The organism is Bacillus sp. AFS023182 (assembly GCF_002560575.1).
In the GTDB taxonomy this organism is placed as follows: Bacteria; Bacillota; Bacilli; order Bacillales; family Bacillaceae_G; genus Bacillus_A; species Bacillus_A arachidis.
In genome coordinates this window covers 22,092-45,361 of the sequence record NZ_NTRO01000023.1, presented here as the reverse complement: position 1 = coordinate 45,361, position 23,270 = coordinate 22,092, and the positions used below count along the sequence as shown (strand labels likewise).

At 36.0% G+C, this 23,270-nt stretch carries 20 protein-coding genes, 1 pseudogene and 1 riboswitch; of the genes and pseudogenes, 6 read left to right on the top strand and 15 right to left on the bottom strand.

The window, feature by feature from the left end:
* Positions 1–107: 107 nt before the first annotated feature.
* The 7 genes from CN288_RS12800 to murQ form a co-directional block, all read right to left on the bottom strand.
* Positions 108–1,193, bottom strand: coding sequence for a DUF871 domain-containing protein (locus tag CN288_RS12800; protein ID WP_098302382.1), 1,086 nt, complete (start codon positions 1,191–1,193; stop codon positions 108–110).
* A 32-nt stretch (positions 1,194–1,225) separates the two neighbouring features.
* Entirely contained in the window at positions 1,226–1,555 is a 330-nt protein-coding gene (locus CN288_RS12795) for a PTS lactose/cellobiose transporter subunit IIA (protein ID WP_026592600.1), read from the bottom strand.
* 115 nt (positions 1,556–1,670) lie between these two features.
* Positions 1,671–2,993: a 6-phospho-beta-glucosidase gene (locus tag CN288_RS12790; protein ID WP_026592601.1), complete on the bottom strand. Its 1,323-nt coding sequence runs from the start codon at positions 2,991–2,993 to the stop codon at positions 1,671–1,673.
* Between the two features lie 39 nt (positions 2,994–3,032).
* Positions 3,033–3,317 (bottom strand): hypothetical protein, encoded by a 285-nt coding sequence (locus tag CN288_RS12785; protein ID WP_026592602.1) that lies wholly within the window; start codon positions 3,315–3,317, stop codon positions 3,033–3,035.
* Between the two features lie 73 nt (positions 3,318–3,390).
* On the bottom strand, positions 3,391–4,680 hold the full coding sequence (locus CN288_RS12780) for a PTS sugar transporter subunit IIC (RefSeq protein ID WP_098302381.1): 1,290 nt from the start codon (positions 4,678–4,680) through the stop codon (positions 3,391–3,393).
* Positions 4,681–4,913: 233 nt separating this feature from the next.
* A complete protein-coding gene (locus CN288_RS12775) occupies positions 4,914–5,225 on the bottom strand; it encodes a PTS sugar transporter subunit IIB (RefSeq protein ID WP_026592604.1) in 312 nt (103 codons plus the stop codon).
* 36 nt (positions 5,226–5,261) lie between these two features.
* Positions 5,262–6,155, bottom strand: a complete 894-nt coding sequence (gene murQ / locus CN288_RS12770) for an N-acetylmuramic acid 6-phosphate etherase (RefSeq protein ID WP_255259970.1) — start codon at positions 6,153–6,155, stop codon at positions 5,262–5,264.
* Between the two features lie 373 nt (positions 6,156–6,528).
* On the opposite strand from murQ, the gene anmK reads away from it, so the two are divergent.
* Entirely contained in the window at positions 6,529–7,728 is a 1,200-nt protein-coding gene (anmK, locus tag CN288_RS12765) for an anhydro-N-acetylmuramic acid kinase AnmK (protein WP_098302380.1), read from the top strand.
* Between the two features lie 247 nt (positions 7,729–7,975).
* Here the strand turns inward: anmK and CN288_RS12760 are convergent, their stop codons facing one another.
* Positions 7,976–9,082, bottom strand: a complete 1,107-nt coding sequence (locus tag CN288_RS12760) for a M20 peptidase aminoacylase family protein (RefSeq protein ID WP_098302379.1) — start codon at positions 9,080–9,082, stop codon at positions 7,976–7,978.
* Positions 9,083–9,320: 238 nt separating this feature from the next.
* On the opposite strand from CN288_RS12760, the gene CN288_RS12755 reads away from it, so the two are divergent.
* Together CN288_RS12755 and CN288_RS12750 are read left to right on the top strand one after the other, a co-directional pair.
* Complete coding sequence (locus CN288_RS12755) at positions 9,321–10,430, top strand: mandelate racemase/muconate lactonizing enzyme family protein (protein WP_098302378.1); 1,110 nt, start codon at positions 9,321–9,323, stop codon at positions 10,428–10,430.
* 14 nt (positions 10,431–10,444) lie between these two features.
* Positions 10,445–11,140: a benzoate transporter gene (locus CN288_RS12750; RefSeq protein WP_026592609.1), complete on the top strand. Its 696-nt coding sequence runs from the start codon at positions 10,445–10,447 to the stop codon at positions 11,138–11,140.
* A gap of 337 nt (positions 11,141–11,477) precedes the next feature.
* On the opposite strand, the gene CN288_RS12745 is transcribed toward CN288_RS12750, so the two are convergent.
* The 4 genes from CN288_RS12745 to rlmD form a co-directional block, all read right to left on the bottom strand.
* On the bottom strand, positions 11,478–12,185 hold the full coding sequence (locus CN288_RS12745) for a M48 family metallopeptidase (RefSeq protein ID WP_098302377.1): 708 nt from the start codon (positions 12,183–12,185) through the stop codon (positions 11,478–11,480).
* A gap of 113 nt (positions 12,186–12,298) precedes the next feature.
* The gene (locus CN288_RS12740; protein WP_026592611.1) at positions 12,299–12,829 is read right to left on the bottom strand and encodes a DUF1456 family protein; all 531 of its coding nucleotides are present in this window, start codon (positions 12,827–12,829) and stop codon (positions 12,299–12,301) included.
* 260 nt (positions 12,830–13,089) lie between these two features.
* Positions 13,090–14,058 (bottom strand): tRNA dihydrouridine synthase, encoded by a 969-nt coding sequence (locus CN288_RS12735; protein ID WP_098302376.1) that lies wholly within the window; start codon positions 14,056–14,058, stop codon positions 13,090–13,092.
* A 236-nt stretch (positions 14,059–14,294) separates the two neighbouring features.
* Complete coding sequence (gene rlmD / locus CN288_RS12730) at positions 14,295–15,671, bottom strand: 23S rRNA (uracil(1939)-C(5))-methyltransferase RlmD (RefSeq protein ID WP_098302375.1); 1,377 nt, start codon at positions 15,669–15,671, stop codon at positions 14,295–14,297.
* Positions 15,672–15,792: 121 nt separating this feature from the next.
* A riboswitch (purine riboswitch) is annotated at positions 15,793–15,894 on the top strand.
* A 207-nt stretch (positions 15,895–16,101) separates the two neighbouring features.
* On the opposite strand from rlmD, the gene CN288_RS12725 reads away from it, so the two are divergent.
* The 3 genes and pseudogenes from CN288_RS12725 to CN288_RS12715 form a co-directional block, all read left to right on the top strand.
* Positions 16,102–17,298, top strand: a complete 1,197-nt coding sequence (locus CN288_RS12725) for a NupC/NupG family nucleoside CNT transporter (protein WP_098302374.1) — start codon at positions 16,102–16,104, stop codon at positions 17,296–17,298.
* A 526-nt stretch (positions 17,299–17,824) separates the two neighbouring features.
* Positions 17,825–18,943 (top strand): polysaccharide deacetylase family protein, encoded by a 1,119-nt coding sequence (locus CN288_RS12720; protein WP_098302373.1) that lies wholly within the window; start codon positions 17,825–17,827, stop codon positions 18,941–18,943.
* Between the two features lie 329 nt (positions 18,944–19,272).
* A pseudogene (locus CN288_RS12715) lies at positions 19,273–19,428 on the top strand (IS6 family transposase); the annotation flags it as partial.
* Between the two features lie 75 nt (positions 19,429–19,503).
* Here CN288_RS12715 and CN288_RS12710 read toward each other — a convergent pair.
* The 3 genes from CN288_RS12710 to sdaAB all read right to left on the bottom strand — a co-directional run bounded on the left by CN288_RS12710 (position 19,504) and on the right by sdaAB (position 22,713).
* Positions 19,504–20,823 carry an amino acid permease gene (locus CN288_RS12710; RefSeq protein WP_026592616.1) on the bottom strand — a complete coding sequence of 440 codons (1,320 nt, stop codon included), beginning with the start codon at positions 20,821–20,823 and terminating at the stop codon, positions 19,504–19,506.
* 280 nt (positions 20,824–21,103) lie between these two features.
* Entirely contained in the window at positions 21,104–21,994 is an 891-nt protein-coding gene (gene sdaAA, locus CN288_RS12705) for an L-serine ammonia-lyase, iron-sulfur-dependent, subunit alpha (RefSeq protein ID WP_026592617.1), read from the bottom strand.
* A 20-nt stretch (positions 21,995–22,014) separates the two neighbouring features.
* Positions 22,015–22,713 carry an L-serine ammonia-lyase, iron-sulfur-dependent subunit beta gene (sdaAB, locus tag CN288_RS12700; RefSeq protein WP_026592618.1) on the bottom strand — a complete coding sequence of 233 codons (699 nt, stop codon included), beginning with the start codon at positions 22,711–22,713 and terminating at the stop codon, positions 22,015–22,017.
* Between the last annotated feature and the right edge of the window lie 557 nt (positions 22,714–23,270).

Here is a 23,270-nt window from a genome sequence, read left to right as displayed (position 1 = left end):
AATTTTGAGGTGGGAGTCTTACTGTCCGTAAATAACAGTATAAATAAAAAGAGAAGGAGCGTTCTGTCCCTTCCCTTTCCCTTACTTTGAGGTTTTTCTCGATAAAATCACTTAATTGAAAATTGGAATTTCTCCCAAGGATCGAGATAATCAAGGAGAAAAATTTCTTCCTCAACTATCCGGCCAACCACATTCGTTTTACCTGAATTCTCCATGTCTTTCAACGCAATCTGTAATTCACCCTTGTATTGTCCATATAGCTCATTCTCAATTAAAATGTCTCCTCTTCTAATATCAGGGGTATAGGTTGGTTTAAATTCTTCTCGTTTATATTTTACACGTGATTGAGTCGAGCGAATAAGGTATTCTGAAACATCTCCACGATAAAAATGAAATTCTTCTAGCACAATCTTTTTCTCTAACTCTGTAATTGTGTCATATAGTTCTATATGAAGCGTTAGCAATTCACTGTTTAATGTACTGAGGGCTTCTAATTCAATCTTTGATGCATATGCGTTAGCAATAATCACATCATCTATTACTCCAGTTGCAAATAAGTGTTTGGCTTGCGTTACAATTGGTAATTCACGATGCATTTCTAATGTACATAAACCTTCTGTTACTGGCCAAGGTCCGTAAGTTGCTGCTTGTGAACTAATGAATGCTGCTGTACGAATATTATGGTGTTTAAATTGCTCACAGCATTTTAGAAAATGAGCATAGCTTAATCCCGCATAACGATGAGGATAGAAATTATGTGACCCTACTAAATTCTCTTTATTAGGCTTATAAGCAATGAGATTATCTAAATAATGCGTTGCATTGCTCATATTAATTTCAACTTTTAAATTATAGGGATTATGTGTCATGATGGACTCTTCAGTTCCTGTAAATCCCATATCTAGACGGATTCCATACGCTCCTAAATCAGCAAAGAATGATAAGTCTTTATAGGAAATATCTAAATCTCCAAATACACGAGGAGATATATCAACCATTACTTCCATACCTAATTGATTTGCAAATGCAATTGTTTCTTTAAATTCCCTCATAATTTTTTCCTTATCACCTTCTACTGACAGCAAGCAAGTAAAGATTTTTTTAAATCCATATTTGTGTGCAAGTGCAATATACTCTATATCTTTTTCTACGGTTGAATGTTCTGGATAAATGGAGATACCTAATTTTCTCATCTTTACATCACCTTTACCTTCCCACATCCCAATTATTGTTGTGGCGCCAGTTTTTTTATGATACGGATCATATGTTCAATCAATTTTTGTTCGCTTATCGCGGTCATTAAGTGATCTTGAGCATGAATCATTAGTAACGTTTTTTCACTTGGAATTCCGTTCAATTCAGCTTGAATTAACTTTGTTTGTGTCTTATGAGCCAAGCTAAGTTCTTCTGCAGCTTGGTTAATAAGATTCGCTGCTCTTTCAAAGTCAAATTCCTCTGCAGCTGTTAATGCTTCATAAGCTAAACCTCTTGCATTTCCACCATGAGAAATAATTTCAAAAATTTCCATTTCGTTATTATTGATTTCCGTTGACATATCATAGCACTCCATATCGTAGTAAAGTATGGGACAATATTCTCTAACTGAAGTTACGTTTCAGAAAATATTATGTCTCAATTTGTCTTTCATATTAAATTTATTATTCTCCTAATCATCTAAAAAATTGAGGCAAATACTCTTTATGGGCTTCTAATAATTTCTGTAATACAGCTTCCGCTAAATCATCACTTGGAATAAGTGGATTAATTGTTAAAGCTAATAAAGCCTTATCATAAGAACCCGTTACGGCTGCCTCAGCACCTACTCTTTCGAATGATTTGATTTGCTGAATTAATCCTTGAATTTGAATAGGCAATTTCCCCATCGTCAAAGGAACTGGTCCATTTTTTGTTACAATACAACTCACTTCAACCGCTGAATCATAATCAACCTCATTAATTGCGCCTTTGTTTTGAATATTTAATACTTGAATTTCCTTTTTGTCATTATAGATAGAAGAAATTACATTACACGCTGCATCACTATAGTATGCACCACCCCGCTTTTCTAATTGTGGAGGTTTCATGTCTAGCTTTTCATCTTTATACAACTCAAATAGATCTTCCTCTAATTTCTTGACAATTTCAGCACGCGTTTTCCCTGATTTAAATGCTTCTAATTCTTCATCTAGAATATTTTTTGTTTTGTAATAATAACGATGATAGGGGCAAGGTACTACGCCTAATGATTTCAAAAATCTTGGATTCCAAGGCAGTGGAGCAATGTTCTTCATTGACATTTGTATCGCTGGATTCCCTAGCATTTCAAGTACTTTCTCTGTTACTTCTTGATCATCAACATATACATGTATTCCGAATACCATATGGTTTAATCCAGCGAAATCAATGTGTACTCTCTCCATTTCAACACCTAACATGTTCGAAATAGACATGTGCATATTAAATGGTACATTACATACACCGATTACTTTTTTATGCTCGCTGTAACGAAGGAGTGCTTCTGTTACCATTCCAGCTGGATTTGTAAAGTTAATTAACCATGCATTTGAGCAAAGTTCTTGCATTTCTTCTGCGATTTCTAGAAGAACAGGGATTGTTCGTAATGCTTTAAATAGGCCTCCTGCACCATTTGTTTCTTGCCCAATTAACCCTAGTTGCAAAGGAATACGCTCGTCTTTAATTCGGGCATCTAGTAAACCAACTCTCATTTGCGTTGTCACAAAGTCAGCATCCTGTAAAGCTTGACGGCGGTCTAACGTCAAATGAATTTCCATAGGAACTCCTGCCTTTTCGACCATTCTTCGTGCTAAGTTCCCTACAATCTCAAGTTTTTCTCTTCCGGCCTCAATATCCACTAACCAAAGTTCTCTAACTGGTAGCTCATCATAACGTTTAATAAAACCTTCAATTAATTCTGGCGTGTAACTAGATCCACCACCAATTGTGGCAATTTTTATTCCGTTTCGCTTTTCCATTTCACTAACACCTCATTTTAGATAACTTACTTTTTTCATTTACGCATAGACAATTGGGTAACAAATTAGTGCACTCGCTACTAATAAAGACAAGAACAAAATTAACGCTTGTTTCTTGTTTTTAAACTTACCTTCAACAAAAATAAGAACAAGAGTTAATCCTGCGCTGATTGCAAAGATATTATCTAGGTACAGTGACAAGCGTTTGTCTATTCCAACTGCATTCATTAAAGGATTAAAGATAAGATTAAAAACAAGAATAAAACTAAAAAATAGAAACGCACTTTTGTAACTAAAAAAGTGAATTCTAGATGTTGAATTCATTTTTATCTCCCTTCTCTCTTTTATATGAAAGGAAGTTTGGAGCAATTAGTCCCAAACCTCCTTTCATGTATTTTTATAAGGCTACGTTTGTGTCCTCTTTTGTTTCTGTTGGATTTTCTTGTGCTAATAGCTTTTGATCATACATTTTAAAGAATGGTAGATAAACAATAACTGAAATCGTAATATTGACTAATACAAGAATAATTGCTCTCCAGTCACCACCCGTTGAAAGGTAGGCACCTATTGGGGCTGGTAATGTCCATGGAACCATTACATATGTCGGATTTACTAATCCGATTGATGTCGCGACATACGCAATTGTTGCACCAATTAATGGTGTCAAGACAAATGGAATAGTTAAAATTGGGTTTAGCACAATTGGCATCCCAAAAATAACAGGTTCATTGATGTTAAATATACTTGGAACAATTGTTGCTCTTGCCATCGTCTTACTATAAGTAGATCTTGCTGTTAATAACATCGCAATTACTAATCCTAATGTTGCACCAGATCCCCCAATCCAAATAAACCATTGGAAGAATGTTTCAGGAGCTACGTGAGGGATCGTCTCACCAGCAGCAACTGCCGCTGAGTTATTAGCCAAGTAAACTTCCCAAACTGGACGAGCAACAGCACCTACAACTGATACACCATGAATACCGAATGACCAGAAAAATGTTATTAAAAAGACTGGAATTAATACACCTGGTAATGTATCCCCAGCTTTAATAAGTGGTGCAACAGCTTTATCAACAAGTGAATGTAGATCAACACCTGCAACTACTGTAATTAATGTCATAATAGAGAGTACGATTGTAACTGGTATTAACGCTTCAAATGAACGAGATACGGACGTTGGAACAGAATCTGGCATTTTTATTGTAATATTTTTAGTCTTACATAAACGTATCATTTCAACCGAAAATATAGAAACAATCATCGCTACAAAGAGCCCATGCCCACCGAGGTTTGTCATTGGCAATACAAAACCTATATCTTTCACCATTTTTACGCCTATTGTGAATAAGAAGGCAGCTACAGATAATAATCCTCCTGATAAAGGGTCTAACTTATAGCTTTGAGACAGACTATGACCGATTCCAAAAGTAATATATAGGGTCATAATAAACATTGTTAATCGATAAGGTATTAAAATCTCCGCGATATGTTTTGCTGCCCATTGACCTATTGCGGAATCTGCTGCCACGGGTGGGAAAGCAATGATAAGAAATATGCTCCCAAAGATGATGAATGGCAAAGCAGAAACTACACCATCACGTATCGCACGTAAATGCTTCTGCTCAGACAATTTAGCCATAGGTGTCGATAAATTATTTTCTAAAAAAGCTACAAATTTGTTCATTTGTATTTTCCCCTTTAGATTGATTAGTAGTTAAGATTTCTTGCTAGATTATGTTTTTACTATCCACAAACGAATAAAGTGAAACTTCCAGCAGTTATTCTTTCTCATCCCCCAATGAGTCTGCACCAATCGGGATTTTACGGGTAGGTAATCTCTCACCTACCTTCCTCTTTCCTCTCTGATTCTTGAGGTAGAAGTCTTACTACCCGCGAATAACAAAATAAATAACAACTTTAATTTGATTGTATTATTTCATTAATTAAATTTAATAGAGCAGGTCCACCAAGGGGACTATATGATCGAGCAGGAATCATTAAACACGGGACTCCTGCTTCATCTGCAGAAGCTTTAAAACCATCAAATCGATGTTTTACTTGTGGGGCAACCATAGCAACATCCCAACCGTTTCGAACCTCTGAATCAAATTCTTGCGTACCAACAGCTAATACTTCTAAATTTTGACCATGCTTTTCCCCTTCTTTTTTCAACGCATTTACAACAATCGCACTCGACATTCCACCTGAACATACAAATAATACTTTCATTTTTACTCCCCCTCATAATATTTTTATATTGAAGCTTTAAATTGCTTTTCTTATAAATCCCTCTGCTGCGTTTAAACGCTCTACGGCTTCCTCATAAGAAACATTTGTTAAAATCATAACAATGGCAACCTTAGGTTGATTATTTGCTTTTACTAAGTATTTTTCTGCTACTTCATAACTGCATTCAGTGGCATCCATAACAATACGTTTTGCACGTTCAACCAACTTTTCATTTGTTAACTGCAAATCTACCATTAAATTCCCATAAACTTTTCCAATCCCAACCATTGAAGCTGTTGAGATCATGTTACATACTAATTTTTGAGCTGTTCCAGCTTTTAAGCGGGTGGATCCTGTAAGTACTTCAGGTCCATTTACAACTTCAATGGCAATTGCAGCAATTTTTCCAATCTCTGATTCCTTATTGCAACTTATCGCTACTGTGCCTGCCCCAAGTTGATTTGCATAATTTAGCCCCGCAATAACATAAGGCGTACGCCCACTCGCAGCAATGCCTACTACAACATCGTTACTCGTTAATTGGATTTTTTCTAAATCTTGACGACCTAATATAAAACTATCCTCTGCGCCCTCAACTGCCTTAATAAATGCACTTTCTCCACCTGCGATTAAACCTACTACTTTACTAGGATCAGTATTGAACGTTGGCGGGCATTCTACAGCATCCAACAATCCAATGCGCCCGCTTGTTCCCGCACCCATATAGATTAATCTACCGCCGCGTTTCATCGCCGCAACAATCATCTCTACAGCTTTTGCAATTTGAGGGAGTTCTTTTTGAACACAGTAAGCAACTTTCATATCTTCTTCATTCATCACCTCCAATAGATTAAGCGTTTTCATTTCATCTAAAAATATAGTCTTTTCATTACGCCCTTCCGTTGTTAAATGTTCTAGCATATAAATCATCCTTCTATCATTCGTAATCTAAAAGCTTTTTTGAAACCGCTTTCTTTAATAAGACTATAGCATCGTTAAAAATAAATTTCAATAATCAAAGATGATTTTAAAATAAAATTTCAAAAAATCTACACAATTAGAAAACTAGCGAGTATAATAACTAATTGTCAACGCTTACATTTTTTATAAACTAAAAATAAGAAAAGGATGTATACCATTAAGTAAAGAAAGCATTTCTAAAAAAATTAAGTTCATTGGCAATATCAATTTTTTAGGTGAATCACTACTACTTCCACTTAAAGTTTCATCATGGTTTTATAAGAATCACCATTGTCGCTTAGCAAGGAATTAAAAAAATCTATGCAAAGTAGGTGTTATGATAATGTACATTGTTGGGTTAATGTCTGGAACATCATTGGATGGTATTGATGCTGTGCTTATCCGTGTGAATAATAGCAAACTAAACACCGAGTTAGAAATGATTGAATTTATAACACATCCTTTTCCAAAAGATGTTAGAGAAGAAATTATACAGTCATTGTCTGTAGATACATCTAATGTGCAGCTAATTTGTAGTTTAAACTTTAAACTAGGAAAATTATTTGCAGATGCTACAAAGGAAGTTTGCAAAAAAGCCGGATTTCCTTTAGATCAGCTGGATCTTATAGGATCTCATGGGCAAACGATTTACCATCAGCCCTTGCAAGAACAAAACTTGGTCCCCTCAACTCTGCAAATTGGAGAACCTTCGGTAATTGCGTACGAAACAAATACAACCGTAATATCTAATTTCCGTACTATGGACATAGCAGCGGGTGGACAGGGTGCTCCTTTAGTACCTTATACTGAATATGTTCTTTACTGGAGTGAAACAAAGGGAAGGTTGTTACAAAACATCGGGGGCATCGGAAATGTAACTGTTTTACCTAAGCAATCTTCACTAGATAACATGTATGCCTTTGATACAGGACCTGGGAATATGATTATTGATGAGGTATGTCGCCAATTGTTTAACATAGGATACGATGAAGGTGGTAATTTAGCGAAACAAGGGAAAATAAATGAACAGCTCCTATCATACTGCATAAATCACCCTTATATTATGAGCCCTCCTCCCAAAACAACAGGAAGAGAATTGTTTGGTAAGCAATATGTTGAAAAACTATTAAATAAGTTTAATAATCTTTCAAGCCACGATATAGTAGCAACCGTAACAATGTTTACAGCGCAATCTATTGTAGAGAACTATCGCAACTTTATCCTTCCACAAGTTAAAATCGATGAAGTCATTATTGGGGGCGGTGGTAGCTATAATACAACTTTACTGAAAATGATTCAATCACTACTTGGGGAGTCAATTCAAATTTACACCCAAGAGGAATTAGGATACTCTTCGGAGGCTAAAGAGGCTATAGCGTTTGCTCTTCTTGCAAATGAAACCTACCATGGTAATGTAAGTAACGTTCCAAATGCTACAGGTGCAAAAAACGCTGTCGTTCTTGGGAACGTGTCCTTCCCAACATCAGATCATTGGATTAAGATAAGAAATTCTTTAGAAGAAAGCAGGGATTTCATCAACTGAGGATTTCTTCATCCCCATCTGATGCTTAACTCTAACCAATCAGACTATCCCTACCTCGTCATTGAAGTAGGGATAGCGCGATAAAGTAAAGAAATTATAATGGCATTCTTATACTCAAAAAATTTTCTCATAGAAATACCGGGAACTATTTGTGCTAGTTTGTATTTCTATCGATTTGAATTTTGTCCTCTAACAAGGCAAAGGATCAATTATGAAATTGATTCAAATGTAAAAAATAAAAACAATACTAGTTTAAAACTTCCAACACAGTTTGCTTCATTATTTCTACTCCATCCATTATGCAAGCATGATCAAATTTCATATAAGGGTGATGTAACCCTGGCTTTAAATTTGCTCCTAATCCTAACATAACGGCTTTTAAATGCGGTCTCTTGACTGTATAATAATGAAAATCATCACTTCCTGTAGTATAAAGCGGTGGTGCGCAACCTTCTTTCCCATATATTTCAATAATCCCTTTGCGCATGATTTGTTCTGCCTCTTCCGAAACCTGTGCCCCAGGCGCAATATCAACCCATCCGTAAGAAATCTTTGTTCCCATTGATTCAGCTGACTGAATGACATGCTCTATCTTTTTCATTAACTCCTCGAGCAATGCATTATTCTCAGCTCTTACATCTAAACCGAATTGTCCATTCCCTGGAATGATATTTAAATTATCTCCACCAGCTTGGCATTTCGTCATTTTGACAGAATATGATTTTTGCGGAGATAGCCATATATTTTTTAATCCGATATTAATCATAGAAAGGACATCAATTGCATTCACACCTTGATGCGGTCGTGCTCCATGTGCATCCTCCCCATGTATATTCGCTTCTAAGAAGGCTGCTGCTCCGTGACGGATAGATGGTGCTGCTTTTTTAAAAGGTAATTCCTCAATTGGACGTAAATGAACACCAAATAAGAAATCAGCGTCATCAACCACACCTTTCTCCACCATTTTTAAAGCGCCGTTCCCTTTTTCTTCCGCAGGTTGGAAAATAAATCTAACTGTTCCGCTTTTCCAACTGGCATTTTTCAATTGTAAAATAAGCCCCATCGCAATCGTCATATGGGCATCGTGACCACATGAATGATTCGCTTTAAATTCTCCATCTACTTCTTGCCACAATGCATCCATATCAGCTCGAATCGCGATAACTGGCTTCCCGTTCCCAACCTCTGCGATCACTCCAGGACAATCATCAAATGTTTTATATGAAATTTCTTCTTCTTTTAGAAATTGAGTGATATAAGCTGTTGTCTCATATTCCTTCCAACTCACTTCAGGGTTTTCGTGTAAATGCTGAAAAATTTCTGTTAAACGCTCTTGTAGCTCTAAAGTTTTCAACCTTCCAGTCTCCTTCCTAAATTCGAAGCAGTTTTTCGTTTATAAAAAATCCTATTTCGAAAAACATATTGAATATTCACTTAAATGTCAAGAGATTGTCCCTTCATTTCTTTTGAAATATAATAAGATAATTAAGATTAAAATTCCGAAAATTCTTTTAAATCACTCATCATTTATCTAAACTCCTTATGAATACGTATAACTTTAAATCTATGACACAAAGGACGTGAATTATACAATGAAAATTACAGCTATTCACATTTATGCAATTCGTTTACCACTTCGTAACCCATTTGTTATTAGCTATGGCTCTTATCCTGATATGCCATCTATTATCGTAAAATTGGAAACAGATGAGGGCATTATCGGTTACGGCGAGGGAGTTGCTGATGATCACGTTACAGGTGAGTCATGGGAAAGTACTTTCCATGTTTTAAAACACACGTTGGCTCCAGCACTAATTGGGAAAAACCCAATGAATATCGAAAAAATACACGACATCATGAGTCAAACAATTTACGGTGTACCTACTGCAAAAGCTGCGATTGATATCGCCTGCTTTGATGTAACGGGGAAAAAACTTGGCCAACCTGTATATCAACTAATTGGCGGACGCTACCATGAAAAATTCCCTGTCACTCATGTCTTAAGCATCGCTTCTCCAGAAAATATGGCAGAAGAATCTGCTTTCATGATTCAAAAAGGATACCAATCTTTCAAAATGAAAGTCGGTACAAATGTAAAAGAAGATGTAAAAAGAATTGAAGCTGTACGTAAGCGTGTAGGAAATGATATCGCCATTCGTGTTGATGTAAACCAAGGTTGGAAAAATAGCGCAAATACATTAACAGCACTTCGTTCATTAGGGCATTTGAACATCGACTGGATTGAACAACCTGTTGTAGCAGATGATATTGAGGCAATGGCTCATATTCGCTCTAAAACAGACATCCCCCTTATGATTGATGAAGGACTAAAAAGCTCTCGTGAAATGCGCCAAATTATTAAACTGAAAGCAGCCGATAAGGTAAATATAAAACTAATGAAATGCGGCGGTATATACCCCGCTATGAAACTCGCTCATCAAGCGGAAATGGCAGGTATTGAATGTCAAGTTGGTTCCATGGTTGAATCATCTGTTGCATCTTCTGCAGGATTTCATGTTGCCTTCTCTAAAAAAATCATTACAAGTGTCGAGCTGACCGGACCATTAAAATTCACGAAAGACATTGGAGATTTATCTTACGACATACCATTTATTCGTTTAAACCAAAAGTCAGGATTAGGTATTGAGGTTAACGAGGATACATTACGTGAATTAACTGTCTTTCAAGACGTTGTTCGCTAAAGGAGGACTACACCATGGATATCCTTTATGAAGGAACATTAAAACAAAATGTGCAAAACTTTCAAGTTACAACATTATCGTTAAATCACGTTGAGGAAATCCTATTATTACAGGATATCATAATTGAAGCATTAGAAAATAAGGATCGTCTGCAGCCTCTGACACTAGAAGAATTTCGATACATATTAAACAGTAATGGCATGATGATAGGTGCCTTTGCAGGAGACCAATTGATCGCATTCCGTGCCCTATTAGTCCCTCCTATTGATGAGGATCATTTAGGACTTGATATTGGTTTAACACATGAAGAATTAGAGCGGGTTATCTATCAAGAAATTTCAAACGTCCACCCTGACTATCGTGGCAATGGCATGCAAAAAATATTAGCGAAAGTCATTATGAAAAAGTTACAACAAGCCGATGGTAAATTCGATTACGTTTGTTGCACCGTTGCGCCATTTAACATTCCGAGTTTAAAAGATAAATTTGCGCAAGGAATGGAAATTGCGGCGCTGAAGGAGAAGTATGGCGGTAGTATGCGGTATGTTTTTGTAAAGGAGTTGCGTAAAGATAAGGAAAGAGATTGGACGGATATTAAAAGCGTTCCGATGAATAATACTAGTGAACAACAGGCATTACTTGCGGAGGGGTATCGTGGGTATGAGATGGAGAAAATAGATGAGAATTTTATTGTGAAGTTTGGACAATAAAGTGAAATTTTAATCAGTGGGGGTCTTCTTCATCCCCCACTGATTATTAGCCCCCACCAATCGGGCTTTTACGGGCAGTTTATCTCCCGCCTAACTTCTTAAAGAAAAGTGGAAGTGGCTCGTCCAGAATGTGAGGGGATGGAGCTTCTGACGTAGAGGTGTTTTTTACCTCGCAGGAAGAAGCGAAGCCACCGAACATTCTAGCCACTGGAACTGGACGATGCTTTCACTCAGTTTTGAAGCGGAAATATTACTGCCCGCAAATAGCTGGATAAATTAGGGTTCTACGTTATTTTAAGCCATATACTCTACATGTCTAGAGTAATAGTAACCGCCACTAAACAGTCATCTTCCAACTTGATAACGCTAACCAGTTTTCCATCTCCTTATAATCAGGCATTATCTTCCCAACAAGGCGCCAAAAAGAGCGATCATGATTTAGATGAACCATATGGCACATTTCATGAACGACTACATAGTCGATCACCCTCTGTGGTGCCATTGCCAGCTTCCAATTAAATGTTAACTGTAGATTTGAATCACAAGTTCCCCATGTACGGTTACTATCTGAAATACGGATGGAACGCGGTTTTGTTTTAAAGTTGCTTTGATACGATTTAATACTCTTCTCTACTAATGCTTTACACTGCTTATAATAAAACCGTTTTAAAGCTTGTTTTATTTTCTCATCTTCAAGCTCTTTCACATATATATGCAGCTTATCACCTTCAAACACTGCATTGTCTTGCCCAATACTTGCATCTTGAGAGATTTGTATCGAATATATGTTTCCTAAATACAGAAAACCCTCTCCTTGATCATAAGCCTTTTCCTGCGGTCCAAGCACTCGCTCCTGCATTTCCTTACATGTTCTCTGAATCCAATCCCATTTCTCCTCTAACAATTGAATTATATATTCAACTGGCGTCCCTTTCGGAGCTTGCACTTCAACATTCCCATAAGAATCTACATAAAGACGTACGGATTTTTTCTTCTTATAATTTATATGAAAATTAATCGTCTCACCTAAATATGTATGTATCATTTCATCACCTAGCGTATTTGTTCTTATTATTTTACAAATAAAAAAGAGTAGGCTATAAACGTCCTACTCTACCTATTATATCATTTACTGCTTTACCATGAATGTTACAATGCTTATCCTCTATACTTTACAGCTAATCCCTTTAAGAAATTCCTTGCGTATCTATCACCACACTCTTTGTAATTCTTGTGGCCTTTCTTTCTTAATAGAGCGCCTAACTCTCCTTTTGTCACCTTAACACCCACGCTATCTAATATAGCAAGTACATCTTCACTCGTTAATGATAGTGCTATTTTCATTTTCTTTAAAAGAAGATTATTGGCACTCTCATTGCCCTGTAAAGGTGCTGCTTGTCCTGCAGGTTGCCCCGGTTTCGGATCTTGCTTTCCTCTTTTTAAAGTAATAAAGCCATTTAAAAATGATTCTAACATCATCATATCGCATGTTAATACATAATCATCTTCGACTACATCCGCATTTTCAGCTTCATGTTGTGGACTTTTCTTTACTTTTGTAAGCATATCAACTACTTCTTCTTTCGTTACTTCCATGCCACCAAGTTTAAATATCTCTACCATATCTATATCTTTTATATCCATAGCATATCTTACTCTTTTTAATATATCGTTGTTGCTCATTGCCATTGTTAGTCCTCCTAAAATATTGATTATTTATACAGCTGTTAAAGTTTATCCTCTAACATGCTTTAAACTATCATGTTTAATATAACCTTTCAGTTAATGTCCGCCAAATTAATACTTTAACATTTTAAAGATAGGTTTTATAGTCTCCCTCGAACTTTTCTCCACCATTGTATCTATGGATCTCTTACTTGTTCGTTGTATGCTAATAAAAAGGTTTCTCTCTTAACATTAAATAAAAGAAAAAACAGTGCTTTGATTTCTCAAATACACTGTTCTTTTCCAAAGTTATCAAGCAATGCACGCACTTCATCTGTTGATTTCGTACTCATCAATTGATTTCTTAATTCAGCAGCTCCATGGAATCCTTTTACATAAATTTTGAAAAAGCGATGAAGCCCTGTAATTGAACGTGGTAGTACTTCTGCATATTGATCTTGAAGATCCAGCTGTAGTCTTAAAAGATCAAGGTATTCTTTACTGCTATGCTCTTTTGGCTCTTTTTCAAAAGCAAAAGGATTTTTAAAAATACCTCGCCCGATCATAACGCCATCAATACCATATTGCTGGGCAAGCTGCAGCCCAGTTTGACGGTCAGGAATGTCTCCATTGATTGTTAGTAGCGTATTTGGTGCGATACGGTCACGTAATTTTTTGATTTCCGGGATTAGCTCCCAATGCGCATCTACTTGGCTCATTTCTTCTCTTGTACGTAAATGAATAGAAAGGTTCGCAATATCCTGTTTTAAAATATGCGTTAGCCACGCCTCCCACTCATTTAACTCCTTATAGCCAAGTCGCGTTTTCACGCTGACAGGCAGTCCGCCCGCTTTTGCTGCTTGAATAAGTTCTGCCGCAACGTCTGGACGCAGAATAAGGCCACTACCTTTTCCTCTTGATGCCACATTCGGTACAGGGCAACCCATATTAATATCGATGCCTTTAAATCCTAGCTCTGCCATGCCAATACTCATTTGACGAAAATATTCAGGATTATCCCCCCAAATATGTGCCACCATTGGCTGTTCATCTTCTGTAAAAATCAAACGGCCACGCACACTTTTCACGCCCTCTGGATGACAATAGCTATCCGAGTTTGTAAACTCTGTGAAAAATACATCCGGTCGCCCGGCTTCACTTACTACGTGACGAAAAACAACATCTGTCACATCTTCCATTGGTGCAAGTACAAAAAATGGTCGTGGTAAATCACGCCAAAAATTATCTATCATTTCAAACTCAAATCCTCTCACTATGATCAAAATTTCAAGCTCTCGGTCAAAAATATACAGCCAAATGTTACATTTATACCATACGTAATAACTTATTATCAAACACAAATATATGTGGACATTTATAATTTGTAAAAATCGGCAATGTTTATTTTAACTACAATCGGGCCTGAATGGTATTTTTATAAGCCAAAAAGCAGATGGTATAGATTTTTTCTATATCAACTGCTTTTCTATTATACCAACTTAAGCCAAGCCACACACTCCACATGAGTAGTATGCGGGAACATATCAACAGGTTGTACTTCCTGCGTTTTATATCCGCCTTCTTCTAATACTTTTAAGTCACGTGCAAGTGTCGCCGGGCTACATGATACATATACAACACGCTTCGGCTTCATATCAATAATCGTGTTTAATAAGGCCTCATCGCAGCCTTTACGCGGTGGGTCTACAACGATTGTGTCTGCGATTACACCTTCTTTATACCAGTTTGGAATAACTACTTCTGCTTCTCCTACTGCAAATTCGGCGTTTGTCATGTTGTTTAATGCCGCATTTCGATTTGCATCCTCAATTGCTTCTGGAACGATTTCAACACCATATACTTTCTTCGCTTTTTGCGCTAGGAATAGTGAGATTGATCCGATTCCGCAGTATGCGTCGATAACTGTTTCATTTCCAGCTAGTTTTGCGTATTCTAATGCTTTATCATATAGCACTTTCGTTTGTTCTGGGTTTACTTGGTAGAAAGAACGTGCCGAGATAGCAAATTTAATATCGCCGATAAAGTCATAAATATATTCCGATCCGTATAGGACTGTTGTTGTGTCTCCAAAGATTACGTTTGTACGTTTCGTGTTTACGTTTTGAACAATTGATTTTACATTTGGGAACTTCGCTGTAATTTCTTCGATGATTGTCTTATTATTTTGAAGTTCTGCCGTACGTGTAATGAAGACAAGCATAATTTCCCCTGTTACTTGTCCGTAACGGGCCATTACGTGACGAAGTGTGCCTTTATGACGTTCTTCGTTGTACGCTGTGATTCCGTGTTTTTCACAAATACGTTTTACTTCTTGAATTAACGTATCGTTTTCTTCTGCTTGAATTAAGCATGTTTCCATATTAATGATCTCATGCGTGCCTTGACGATAGAAACCAGCTACAAGCCCGCCTTCACGTTCTCCAATCGGTACTTGTGCTTTATTTCGATACACCCAAGGATTTTCCATACCAAGAACCGGATGAACTGGTACATCGTGAAGTCCGCCGATGCGTTGCATCACGTCACGCACTTGTTTTTCTTTCGCCTTTAGTTGTCCTTCATATGTTAAATGCTGAAGCTGGCAACCACCGCATTGGTTGTATACTGGGCATTCTGCATCTTTGCGATATGGGCTTTCAGTATGAAGCTTCATTAAACGACCAAATGCGAAATTCTTCTTTACTTTAATAATTTTAATTTGTGCTTCTTCGCCTGGTAATCCGTTTTTTACGAAAATAGGATATCCTTTTACCTTCGCAACACCGGCACCATCATGTGTTAAATCTTCAAATACTACATTTATAAACTCGTTTTTTTCAACTGGTGGCTTCATTTTAGTACTCATCTTCCGACCTCTCTTTTTCATAACACTGCGTTACATTTTATCATACTTATATAGTCTTTTTCTATTGGAAGAAAAAAACCTATTGACGATGCTTCTCTATTAGTGTTACGCTACTACTAATTTAATACGGACGATGTTACCTCATATATACTCGATAATATGGATCGAGAGTTTCTACCCGGCAACCGAAAATTGCTGGACTATGGGGAAACTAATGAATATTAGCTTTTTTGTGTATACAAAGACTCATATTGATTAGCTTTCTCTCATAGATGAAAGTAAATCCATATGGGTCTTTTTTTATTTTTTATTTTTCTAAAAGGTCAGACATCTTACGTATGACATGAAACCTCTACTACTTTTATTTATTAGTTATATAACGAGCGTTTTATGTAAAAACTTTATACGAACTTCTGAAAGGGGCTACTACATGCAATATGTAATAAGCATTATCGGCATTCTTGCCGTGTTAGGTTTATGTTTTGCTTTGTCAAACAACAAAAGTAAAATCAACTTCCGTGCAATTGCTATTATGATTGGTTTCCAGATTTTAATTGGTTGGTTTATGTTTGGCACAAAAATTGGTCAAGAGATCATCATTTTTATTAGTAAAGTCTTCAACAAGTTGATTAAGCTTGGTACAACAGGTGTTGACTTCCTATTTAATGGAATCCAAAGAGACTTTGTCTTTTTCTTCAACGTGCTATTAATTATTATCTTTTTCTCAACACTTCTCTCTATTTTTAGTTATTTAGGCGTTTTACCATTCATCGTTCGCGTCGTCGGTGGTGCGATTTCCAAAATTACTGGTTTACCACGCGTTGAATCATTTCATGCGGTAAACTCTGTATTCTTCGGTTCCAGCGAGGCATTAATCGTAATTAAAAATGACCTAAAACACTTTAATAAAAACCGTATGTTTATCATTTGCTGTTCAGCAATGAGCTCAGTTTCAGCTTCTGTTACAGCTTCATACGTGATGATGCTAGATGCGAAATATGTACTAGCAGCACTCCCACTGAACTTATTCTCTAGCTTAATTGTTTGTTCATTATTAACACCAGTTGATACGAAAAAAGAAGAAGAAACGGTTCAAAAATTTGAAAGAAGTCTATTCGGTGACAGCTTGATCGGCGCAATGATTAACGGCGCATTAGATGGTTTAAAAGTAGCTGGTATCGTTGCCGCTTTAATGATTGCATTTATTGGCGTTATGGAAGTTGTAAACTATGTGATTAGTGCAGTTTCAGGCGCAATGGGACATGCTGTTACACTGCAACAAATCTTCGGTTATATTCTTGCTCCATTTGCATTCCTAATGGGTATTCCAGTTCATGATATTATCTCAGCTGGTGGAATCATGGGAACAAAAATTGTTTTAAATGAATTCGTAGCTATTCTTGATTTAAAAGAAGTTGCTACAACGTTATCTCCACGTACAGTTGGAATCGTTACCGTATTCTTAATTAGCTTCGCAAGTATTAGCCAAATTGGTGCGATTGTTGGTACAATCCGTGCCCTTTCTGAAAAACAAGGAAGCGTTGTATCTAAGTTTGGTTGGAAAATGCTATTTGCATCAACACTTGCTTCTATTTTATCCGCTACGATTGCTGGATTATTTATTTAATAATGAATCACCCTTCTCTTTTTATTAAAGAGAAGGGTGATTTTTTTTAATCAAAAGTAACGATTCTAATAATGTAACGATATGCAAAATTGCATACACTCTTCAGCACAATTTCTCTTTTGTAAATCAAGAAAGAAATATATACTAGTATTGGCACTAAGATATGTTTTGTCTGTTTATAGTGAAAGAAATATCCAACATCAAAACCCCAAAAGAAAAAACGTTTTTAAAGATACCTTCGAAAATAGCTATTTTCGGAGGTATCTTTTTTCATCAAGTAATATATACATACAATTATTTTTCTTCACAAAAATTTCACATAAGACAAAGCCTATGTAAATGAACATCACCTTTGTCGAATTCTCCCAAAAGAGATATTCCCCTCTATATGCCATAGTGATATGATGAACAAGGGTATTATTCAAATAGAAATATTTGAATGCATAGTCTCTTGTAATCAAAAAAGATAAAGAATCGATTACATATGAGAGACAGCACGATAAAAACACAATAGAAGGATGATATTATGAAAAAATATGCTCGTATTGCTTTACTTTCTTCTACTATTCTCGTAGGTTGTAACACTAGCACCATTAGTGAGAAACAGACAAAAGAAGCAACTTACAAGAAGCAAAAGGAAACGCAAGAAGTACAGGCAAAAGCAATAGAAATCCCTGTAACACAAGGACTTATTTCGTGGGATTCCTTTGATTACAACGCAAAAAACACCACACTCTACACTAAAAACTTAAAAGATTCATTTAAAACAGTGCGTTACAATATTTGGCGTACAGCTGATGGACCTGCAAGTAAACAAACATTTGTATCACACGACAAAGCTCGTGATTTCGCTCTCCCATTTCATTTACAATCATTTCATTTAAAACGCGGGGAATTTCAAATTGAAACAGTGGGATTAAAAGAAGATAACACAGAAGTTCCTCTAGTGAAATCTACGATTACATTCCAACAGTATGTACCTTTCCTTATGTATCATGCCATTGAGAAATACCCTGGACCAAGTGATGGCGATTTAGGTTTATATGTGCCACCAGAGCAATTTGAAAAGCATATGCAGTATTTAAAAGATAACGGTTATACAATGTTAACGTTTGAACGTTGGGGTGATATAAATCGTGTCAATAAACCTATCTTTATAACAATGGATGATGGTCGAAAAAATAATATGAATGCTCTGCATATTTTACAAAAATTAAAAGATGATAGATTCCAACCAGCAGCAACAGAATTCCTTGTTTCAAATGATATTGATAAACCAAATCGTCTTACAACAGACGAGGTAAAACAAATGCTTGATTCAGGTATTTTTTCTATTCAATCTCATACCGCTAACCATGCAATGTTGGCTTATACAAACAACTATGATGAAGAATTACGTAAATCTAAAGAAAAAATTGAAAATCTTACAGGCAAAAAAATCATCGCCCTTGCTTATCCAGTAGGTTCTTATAATGATCCAGCTGTGGAAGAAACAAAGAAACATTACCAATTTGCAGTAACGACAGATCATGGAACTCACATTACAAAAGGCTCACCGAACGAACAATACTTAATTAAACGTCATTTTGTTGGTCCTAACACAACAATGGCGCAGTTCATCTCACTTGTAAAAGAAAAGTATTAATCATTTTTCAGGCTACTTTTTATGAAAAAGTAGCCTTTTCTTTTATTTAGAGGTAATCACAGCTTGTTGCTTTAGTCCGTTATATCATTTACATAAAAAACCTTTTTGTTTATCTTTCCGTTTGAATACAGCCAGTACCATAATTATAAGGAAGTGTAGCGGGAGACATATATCGATATAACTCTTCGGTCAATAAAGATCATGCTTGTTTTTGGTTCATATTCATAAAAAGCACGTTACTATCCTCATTAGCATAAGAGAATAGTAACGTGCTTTTCAATTCAAAAATAGTCTAAATCCTTAAGTTGATAGATGTAGGGCGGCACCCCAATATGCTTGGATTAAAATCATTGCAAACAGCTAAAAAAGTGATTGCTGGAATAGAAGTTATGCATATGACCAAAAAGGGACAAACTCCCCAAAGTGAGAAGTCTGTCCAAAAACAGATATATCTTATCCATGATCTCTTTGGTTTAACAGCATAAAATTCAATTCCGCTAAGAATCTTTCGTTCTTTTTTCATACCTCACTATTTTTGCATCAGAACCTACAATAGTGAATTAGAATAATGATTTAATACTTGCTAGGACAGTCAATATACCTATAATAATAACAAATACATTGCTCGCTTTCCCTTTGTATTTAGCTAGTACTGGTACTTTGTGGATCGCGTACATTGGTAATAGACATAAGATAGCAGCAACTAACGGACCGCTAAGGGCATCAATGATTCCAAGAATACTTGGATTTGCATAAGCAACATACCAGCATGTTAATACGACAAAAGTAAGGATCATTGTCTTAACTGTTTTTTCTCCCATATTTTTTCCGCGTTTTTTACCGAACTTGATAATCACGTCACGCATTACTTCATATGCTCCTATATAATGGCCAAGGAAGGACTTTGTTATAGCCACAAAAGCAATGATAGGAGCTGCAATAGTGATTACAGGCGAATTCAGCTCATTAGCAAGATAAGATAGGATTGATAAGTTCTCTTCTTTTGCTTTCATAAGATCACTTGGAGTCAAACTTAATGTACTGCTCCAAACAAAGAACATAACAACAGCGAATGTCATGATATAACAAGCTTTTTGTATTTGAGCACATTTGGCATCAGTAGCTTCTATTCCATAGGTTGCTCTCTGTTTCATAACAAATGATGAAATCATAGGAGAATGATTAAACGAGAATACGATGATTGGTAATATCATTAAAATCGTTCCCATATATCCCGTTCCTGTTGAAGCAGTAGAAACACTTGAAAAACTAAGCATTGACGTATTCCACTGTGGAATCAAAGATATTGCGATAAAAAGTAGAGAAGCTATGAAAGGATATACTAGCATGCTCATTATCTTCACGGTGATATCTTGTCCAAAATTTAGTATAGCTATAAGACCGAGTACTAATACAAGCGATAAAATGGCCCTTGGAGGCTCTGGCATGTGCAATTGATTCACAATAAAACTACTTGCAGTATTTGTAAGTGCAACCGAATACATCAGCACGATCGTATAAATTGAAACGAAGTATACTATGTTAAAAATTATACTTGCCTTATTTCCGAAATACTCTCTTATTGTACCTGTAATCCCCTCATCAGCAGAATTAGAAGCGTATATCATTTTAGCAAGCGCTCTATGTGAGTAATACATAACAGGATATGCAAGTATGGTAATTAACAATAATGATAATAAACCACCTGAACCCGCATTAATCGGTAAAAAGAGTACGCCTGCTCCAATTGCTGTTCCAAAAAGGCTCAATGCCCAGGTAGTATCCTGTTTATGCCACTTTTTAGGATCTAGATATTTCTCATTTTTTACTGCAGTGTTTTCATCTTGAAATTCTATTTTTTTTGCAGTATTTCCATTCATATAATAATTCCTCCTTATATCCTATTCTTACGTCTCTTTTTAAGGCTTAGGAATATAGACCATTCTTGAATAATGAATTGCTTACAAGGTGCGCCACATCGTGTGTCCAACCTGATAGATTTGTTAGCGTTTACAAAACAACTCAATTATATAATATATTAGTATACTTTAATTGTATAGTAGTATATTTTAGTGATAATGGCTTTTAGCATACTGACGCCCTTAGGAGAACAATAGAGAATAGAATTGTTAACTATTTCACAACATTTCCAATAACTGTTTATTTATTTAATTGTTTCTCTCCAAAGATTTTACTTTTAATGGCAATCCCTGTAGGTGTGGCTGCAATTCCACCTAAACCTGTCTCTCTTAATTCGCGAGGCATCTGTCTTCCAACTCTATACATCGCTTCAATAACTTCGTCAGCATTGATGATATTGTTTACACCGGCTAATGCGATGTCCGCTGCTGCTAAAGCATTGGCCGTTCCAATAGCGTTTCTCTTTACACAAGGAATTTCTACCAAACCAGCGACCGGATCACAAACTAAACCGAGTAAATTTTGTAATGCGGTTGAGAAAGCTTCAGAAGATTGCTGCGCTGTTCCTCCGGCAGCTTCTACCGCTGCTGCTGCAGCCATTGCTGAGGCACTGCCTACTTCAGCTTGGCACCCTCCGTACGCTCCGGAAATACAAGCGTTATTTGCGACTATCATTCCAAATAAAGATGAAGTGAATAGAAAATGGACCATATCTTCATGACTTAACTGCAACGTATCTTTAATACTAAATAGGACTCCCGGGATCGTCCCACTCGCACCTGCTGTTGGAGTTGCACAAATAGCTCCTAATGAAGCATTTACTTCATTAACCCCGATAGCACTTTGAATCCCTAACACCATCAAATCTCCAGAAAGAGTTTTTCCATTTTCTCGATATTTTTTTATTTTAACAGCATCCCCTCCGGTTAAACCAGTCGGAGAAAATACCCCGTTGCCCCCGATACTTTTATTTACGGCATTTTCCATAGTCGCTAAGTTCTTTTCCATTTTACTCCAAACTTCTTCATAAGAAGTTTTAGTTTGTTCAATTTCCTGTTCGATTGCTAATTCATAAATTGGCTTTTGCCTTTTATTAGCTGCATCTACAATTTCTTTTATGGTCATATACATATTTTTTCACCTCTTAATAACTAAAGAATAATGATATTAGCTATACTGCTTACACTTCCCAATTCCTTCTGAGCATCACCAGGCAATAGCGAATCCAAAGCGAATACATATAAATATTTTCCATTTTCTTCTAAACTATAAAAATTGTTAATTTCCACATCATATTGTTTAAAGATTCTGCGTAAGACAAATTCAAAGTCAGCTCTTTCGGAAATCGCAATAATAACTGGTAATGGCCCCTGCAAATCTAGGCTAAATCCGTCAATTTCAACATGTTTAACTTCAATTAATCCGCCGCCAACCGAAATACCCACTGTTCTAATACTTCGATTTTCATCCTCTAAATATACATCTGCCGTATTTGGATGACCAGCAGGGCTATCACCTGCTTTTTCAATAAAGGTAATGTCAATTCCTTTAGATTCTGCTATTTTAATAGCATCTGGCACTTTGCTGTCATCGGCAGCAAACCCTAATATCCCAGCAATAATTGCAAAATCAGTTCCGTGTCCTTTATGGGTTTCAGCAAATGATTCATAATACCTTACCACGACTTTTTTTGGAAGACCTTGAAGTAACTTATTGGCAACTGTTCCAATAGCTAAAGCACCTGCAGTATGTGAACTTGAAGGACCTATCATTACCGGCCCAATTACATCAAAACAACTTTTGTATTTAACGACCTTTTTTTCTTTAATAGATACTACATTCATGTTTATATAAGCACCTCCATCATTTATTATTTTTAAGTGCAGTTGAATCTAAGTTATTAGAGTGACCAATTCAAAATAAAATCTGGCTGATAACGTTTCCATTTTCATATTGAATAAATTTCCTTCTGATCACACACCTTTCTTAGAGAAGAAATCGTATCAGTTTGTCCAATTTTAGAAGATTACTTGCAAGGTCTTTAAAATTTTTGTATCCGAACCAAGTTTAATATTTTCTTCGAGGTAATAGATTATTTCTCGACGCCCTCATTATAACTTGTATATTTATAAGTTTAATATTTTTTTATTTTTAGAAAAATTGAATAAATAAAATTTTGAATGAATAATAAATTACATTTGGCACGTAGCAATTGTGTCCATTATTTGAAGCTGTATTAGTTAGTAGCAAAGCAAAAATAACACAGAGTTCCTTTGATTAACACATTGACTATATTGGAAAATCATTATAAAGATACTTATATTATTCTTTGTAGAAACATCTTATTTTATGCGTGAAAGCTGTTGTAATAAATGATTCATGTAGATGAAAAGGAATAAATTAAGAA

What these genes read in the sequence shown, in the direction of transcription:
- CN288_RS12800 (WP_098302382.1), bottom strand. Translation starts at nt 1,193, where the DNA reads ATGAGAAAATTAGGTATCTCCATTTATCCAGAACATTCAACCGTAGAA.
- CN288_RS12795 (WP_026592600.1), bottom strand. Translation starts at nt 1,555, where the DNA reads ATGTCAACGGAAATCAATAATAACGAAATGGAAATTTTTGAAATTATT.
- CN288_RS12790 (WP_026592601.1), bottom strand. Translation starts at nt 2,993, where the DNA reads ATGGAAAAGCGAAACGGAATAAAAATTGCCACAATTGGTGGTGGATCT.
- CN288_RS12785 (WP_026592602.1), bottom strand. Translation starts at nt 3,317, where the DNA reads ATGAATTCAACATCTAGAATTCACTTTTTTAGTTACAAAAGTGCGTTT.
- CN288_RS12780 (WP_098302381.1), bottom strand. Translation starts at nt 4,680, where the DNA reads ATGAACAAATTTGTAGCTTTTTTAGAAAATAATTTATCGACACCTATG.
- CN288_RS12775 (WP_026592604.1), bottom strand. Translation starts at nt 5,225, where the DNA reads ATGAAAGTATTATTTGTATGTTCAGGTGGAATGTCGAGTGCGATTGTT.
- murQ (WP_255259970.1), bottom strand. Translation starts at nt 6,155, where the DNA reads ATGATTTATATGCTAGAACATTTAACAACGGAAGGGCGTAATGAAAAG.
- anmK (WP_098302380.1), top strand. Translation starts at nt 6,529, where the DNA reads ATGTACATTGTTGGGTTAATGTCTGGAACATCATTGGATGGTATTGAT.
- CN288_RS12755 (WP_098302378.1), top strand. Translation starts at nt 9,321, where the DNA reads ATGAAAATTACAGCTATTCACATTTATGCAATTCGTTTACCACTTCGT.
- CN288_RS12750 (WP_026592609.1), top strand. Translation starts at nt 10,445, where the DNA reads ATGGATATCCTTTATGAAGGAACATTAAAACAAAATGTGCAAAACTTT.
- CN288_RS12745 (WP_098302377.1), bottom strand. Translation starts at nt 12,185, where the DNA reads ATGATACATACATATTTAGGTGAGACGATTAATTTTCATATAAATTAT.
- CN288_RS12740 (WP_026592611.1), bottom strand. Translation starts at nt 12,829, where the DNA reads ATGGCAATGAGCAACAACGATATATTAAAAAGAGTAAGATATGCTATG.
- CN288_RS12735 (WP_098302376.1), bottom strand. Translation starts at nt 14,058, where the DNA reads ATGATAGATAATTTTTGGCGTGATTTACCACGACCATTTTTTGTACTT.
- rlmD (WP_098302375.1), bottom strand. Translation starts at nt 15,671, where the DNA reads ATGAGTACTAAAATGAAGCCACCAGTTGAAAAAAACGAGTTTATAAAT.
- CN288_RS12725 (WP_098302374.1), top strand. Translation starts at nt 16,102, where the DNA reads ATGCAATATGTAATAAGCATTATCGGCATTCTTGCCGTGTTAGGTTTA.
- CN288_RS12720 (WP_098302373.1), top strand. Translation starts at nt 17,825, where the DNA reads ATGAAAAAATATGCTCGTATTGCTTTACTTTCTTCTACTATTCTCGTA.
- CN288_RS12710 (WP_026592616.1), bottom strand. Translation starts at nt 20,823, where the DNA reads ATGAATGGAAATACTGCAAAAAAAATAGAATTTCAAGATGAAAACACT.
- sdaAA (WP_026592617.1), bottom strand. Translation starts at nt 21,994, where the DNA reads ATGTATATGACCATAAAAGAAATTGTAGATGCAGCTAATAAAAGGCAA.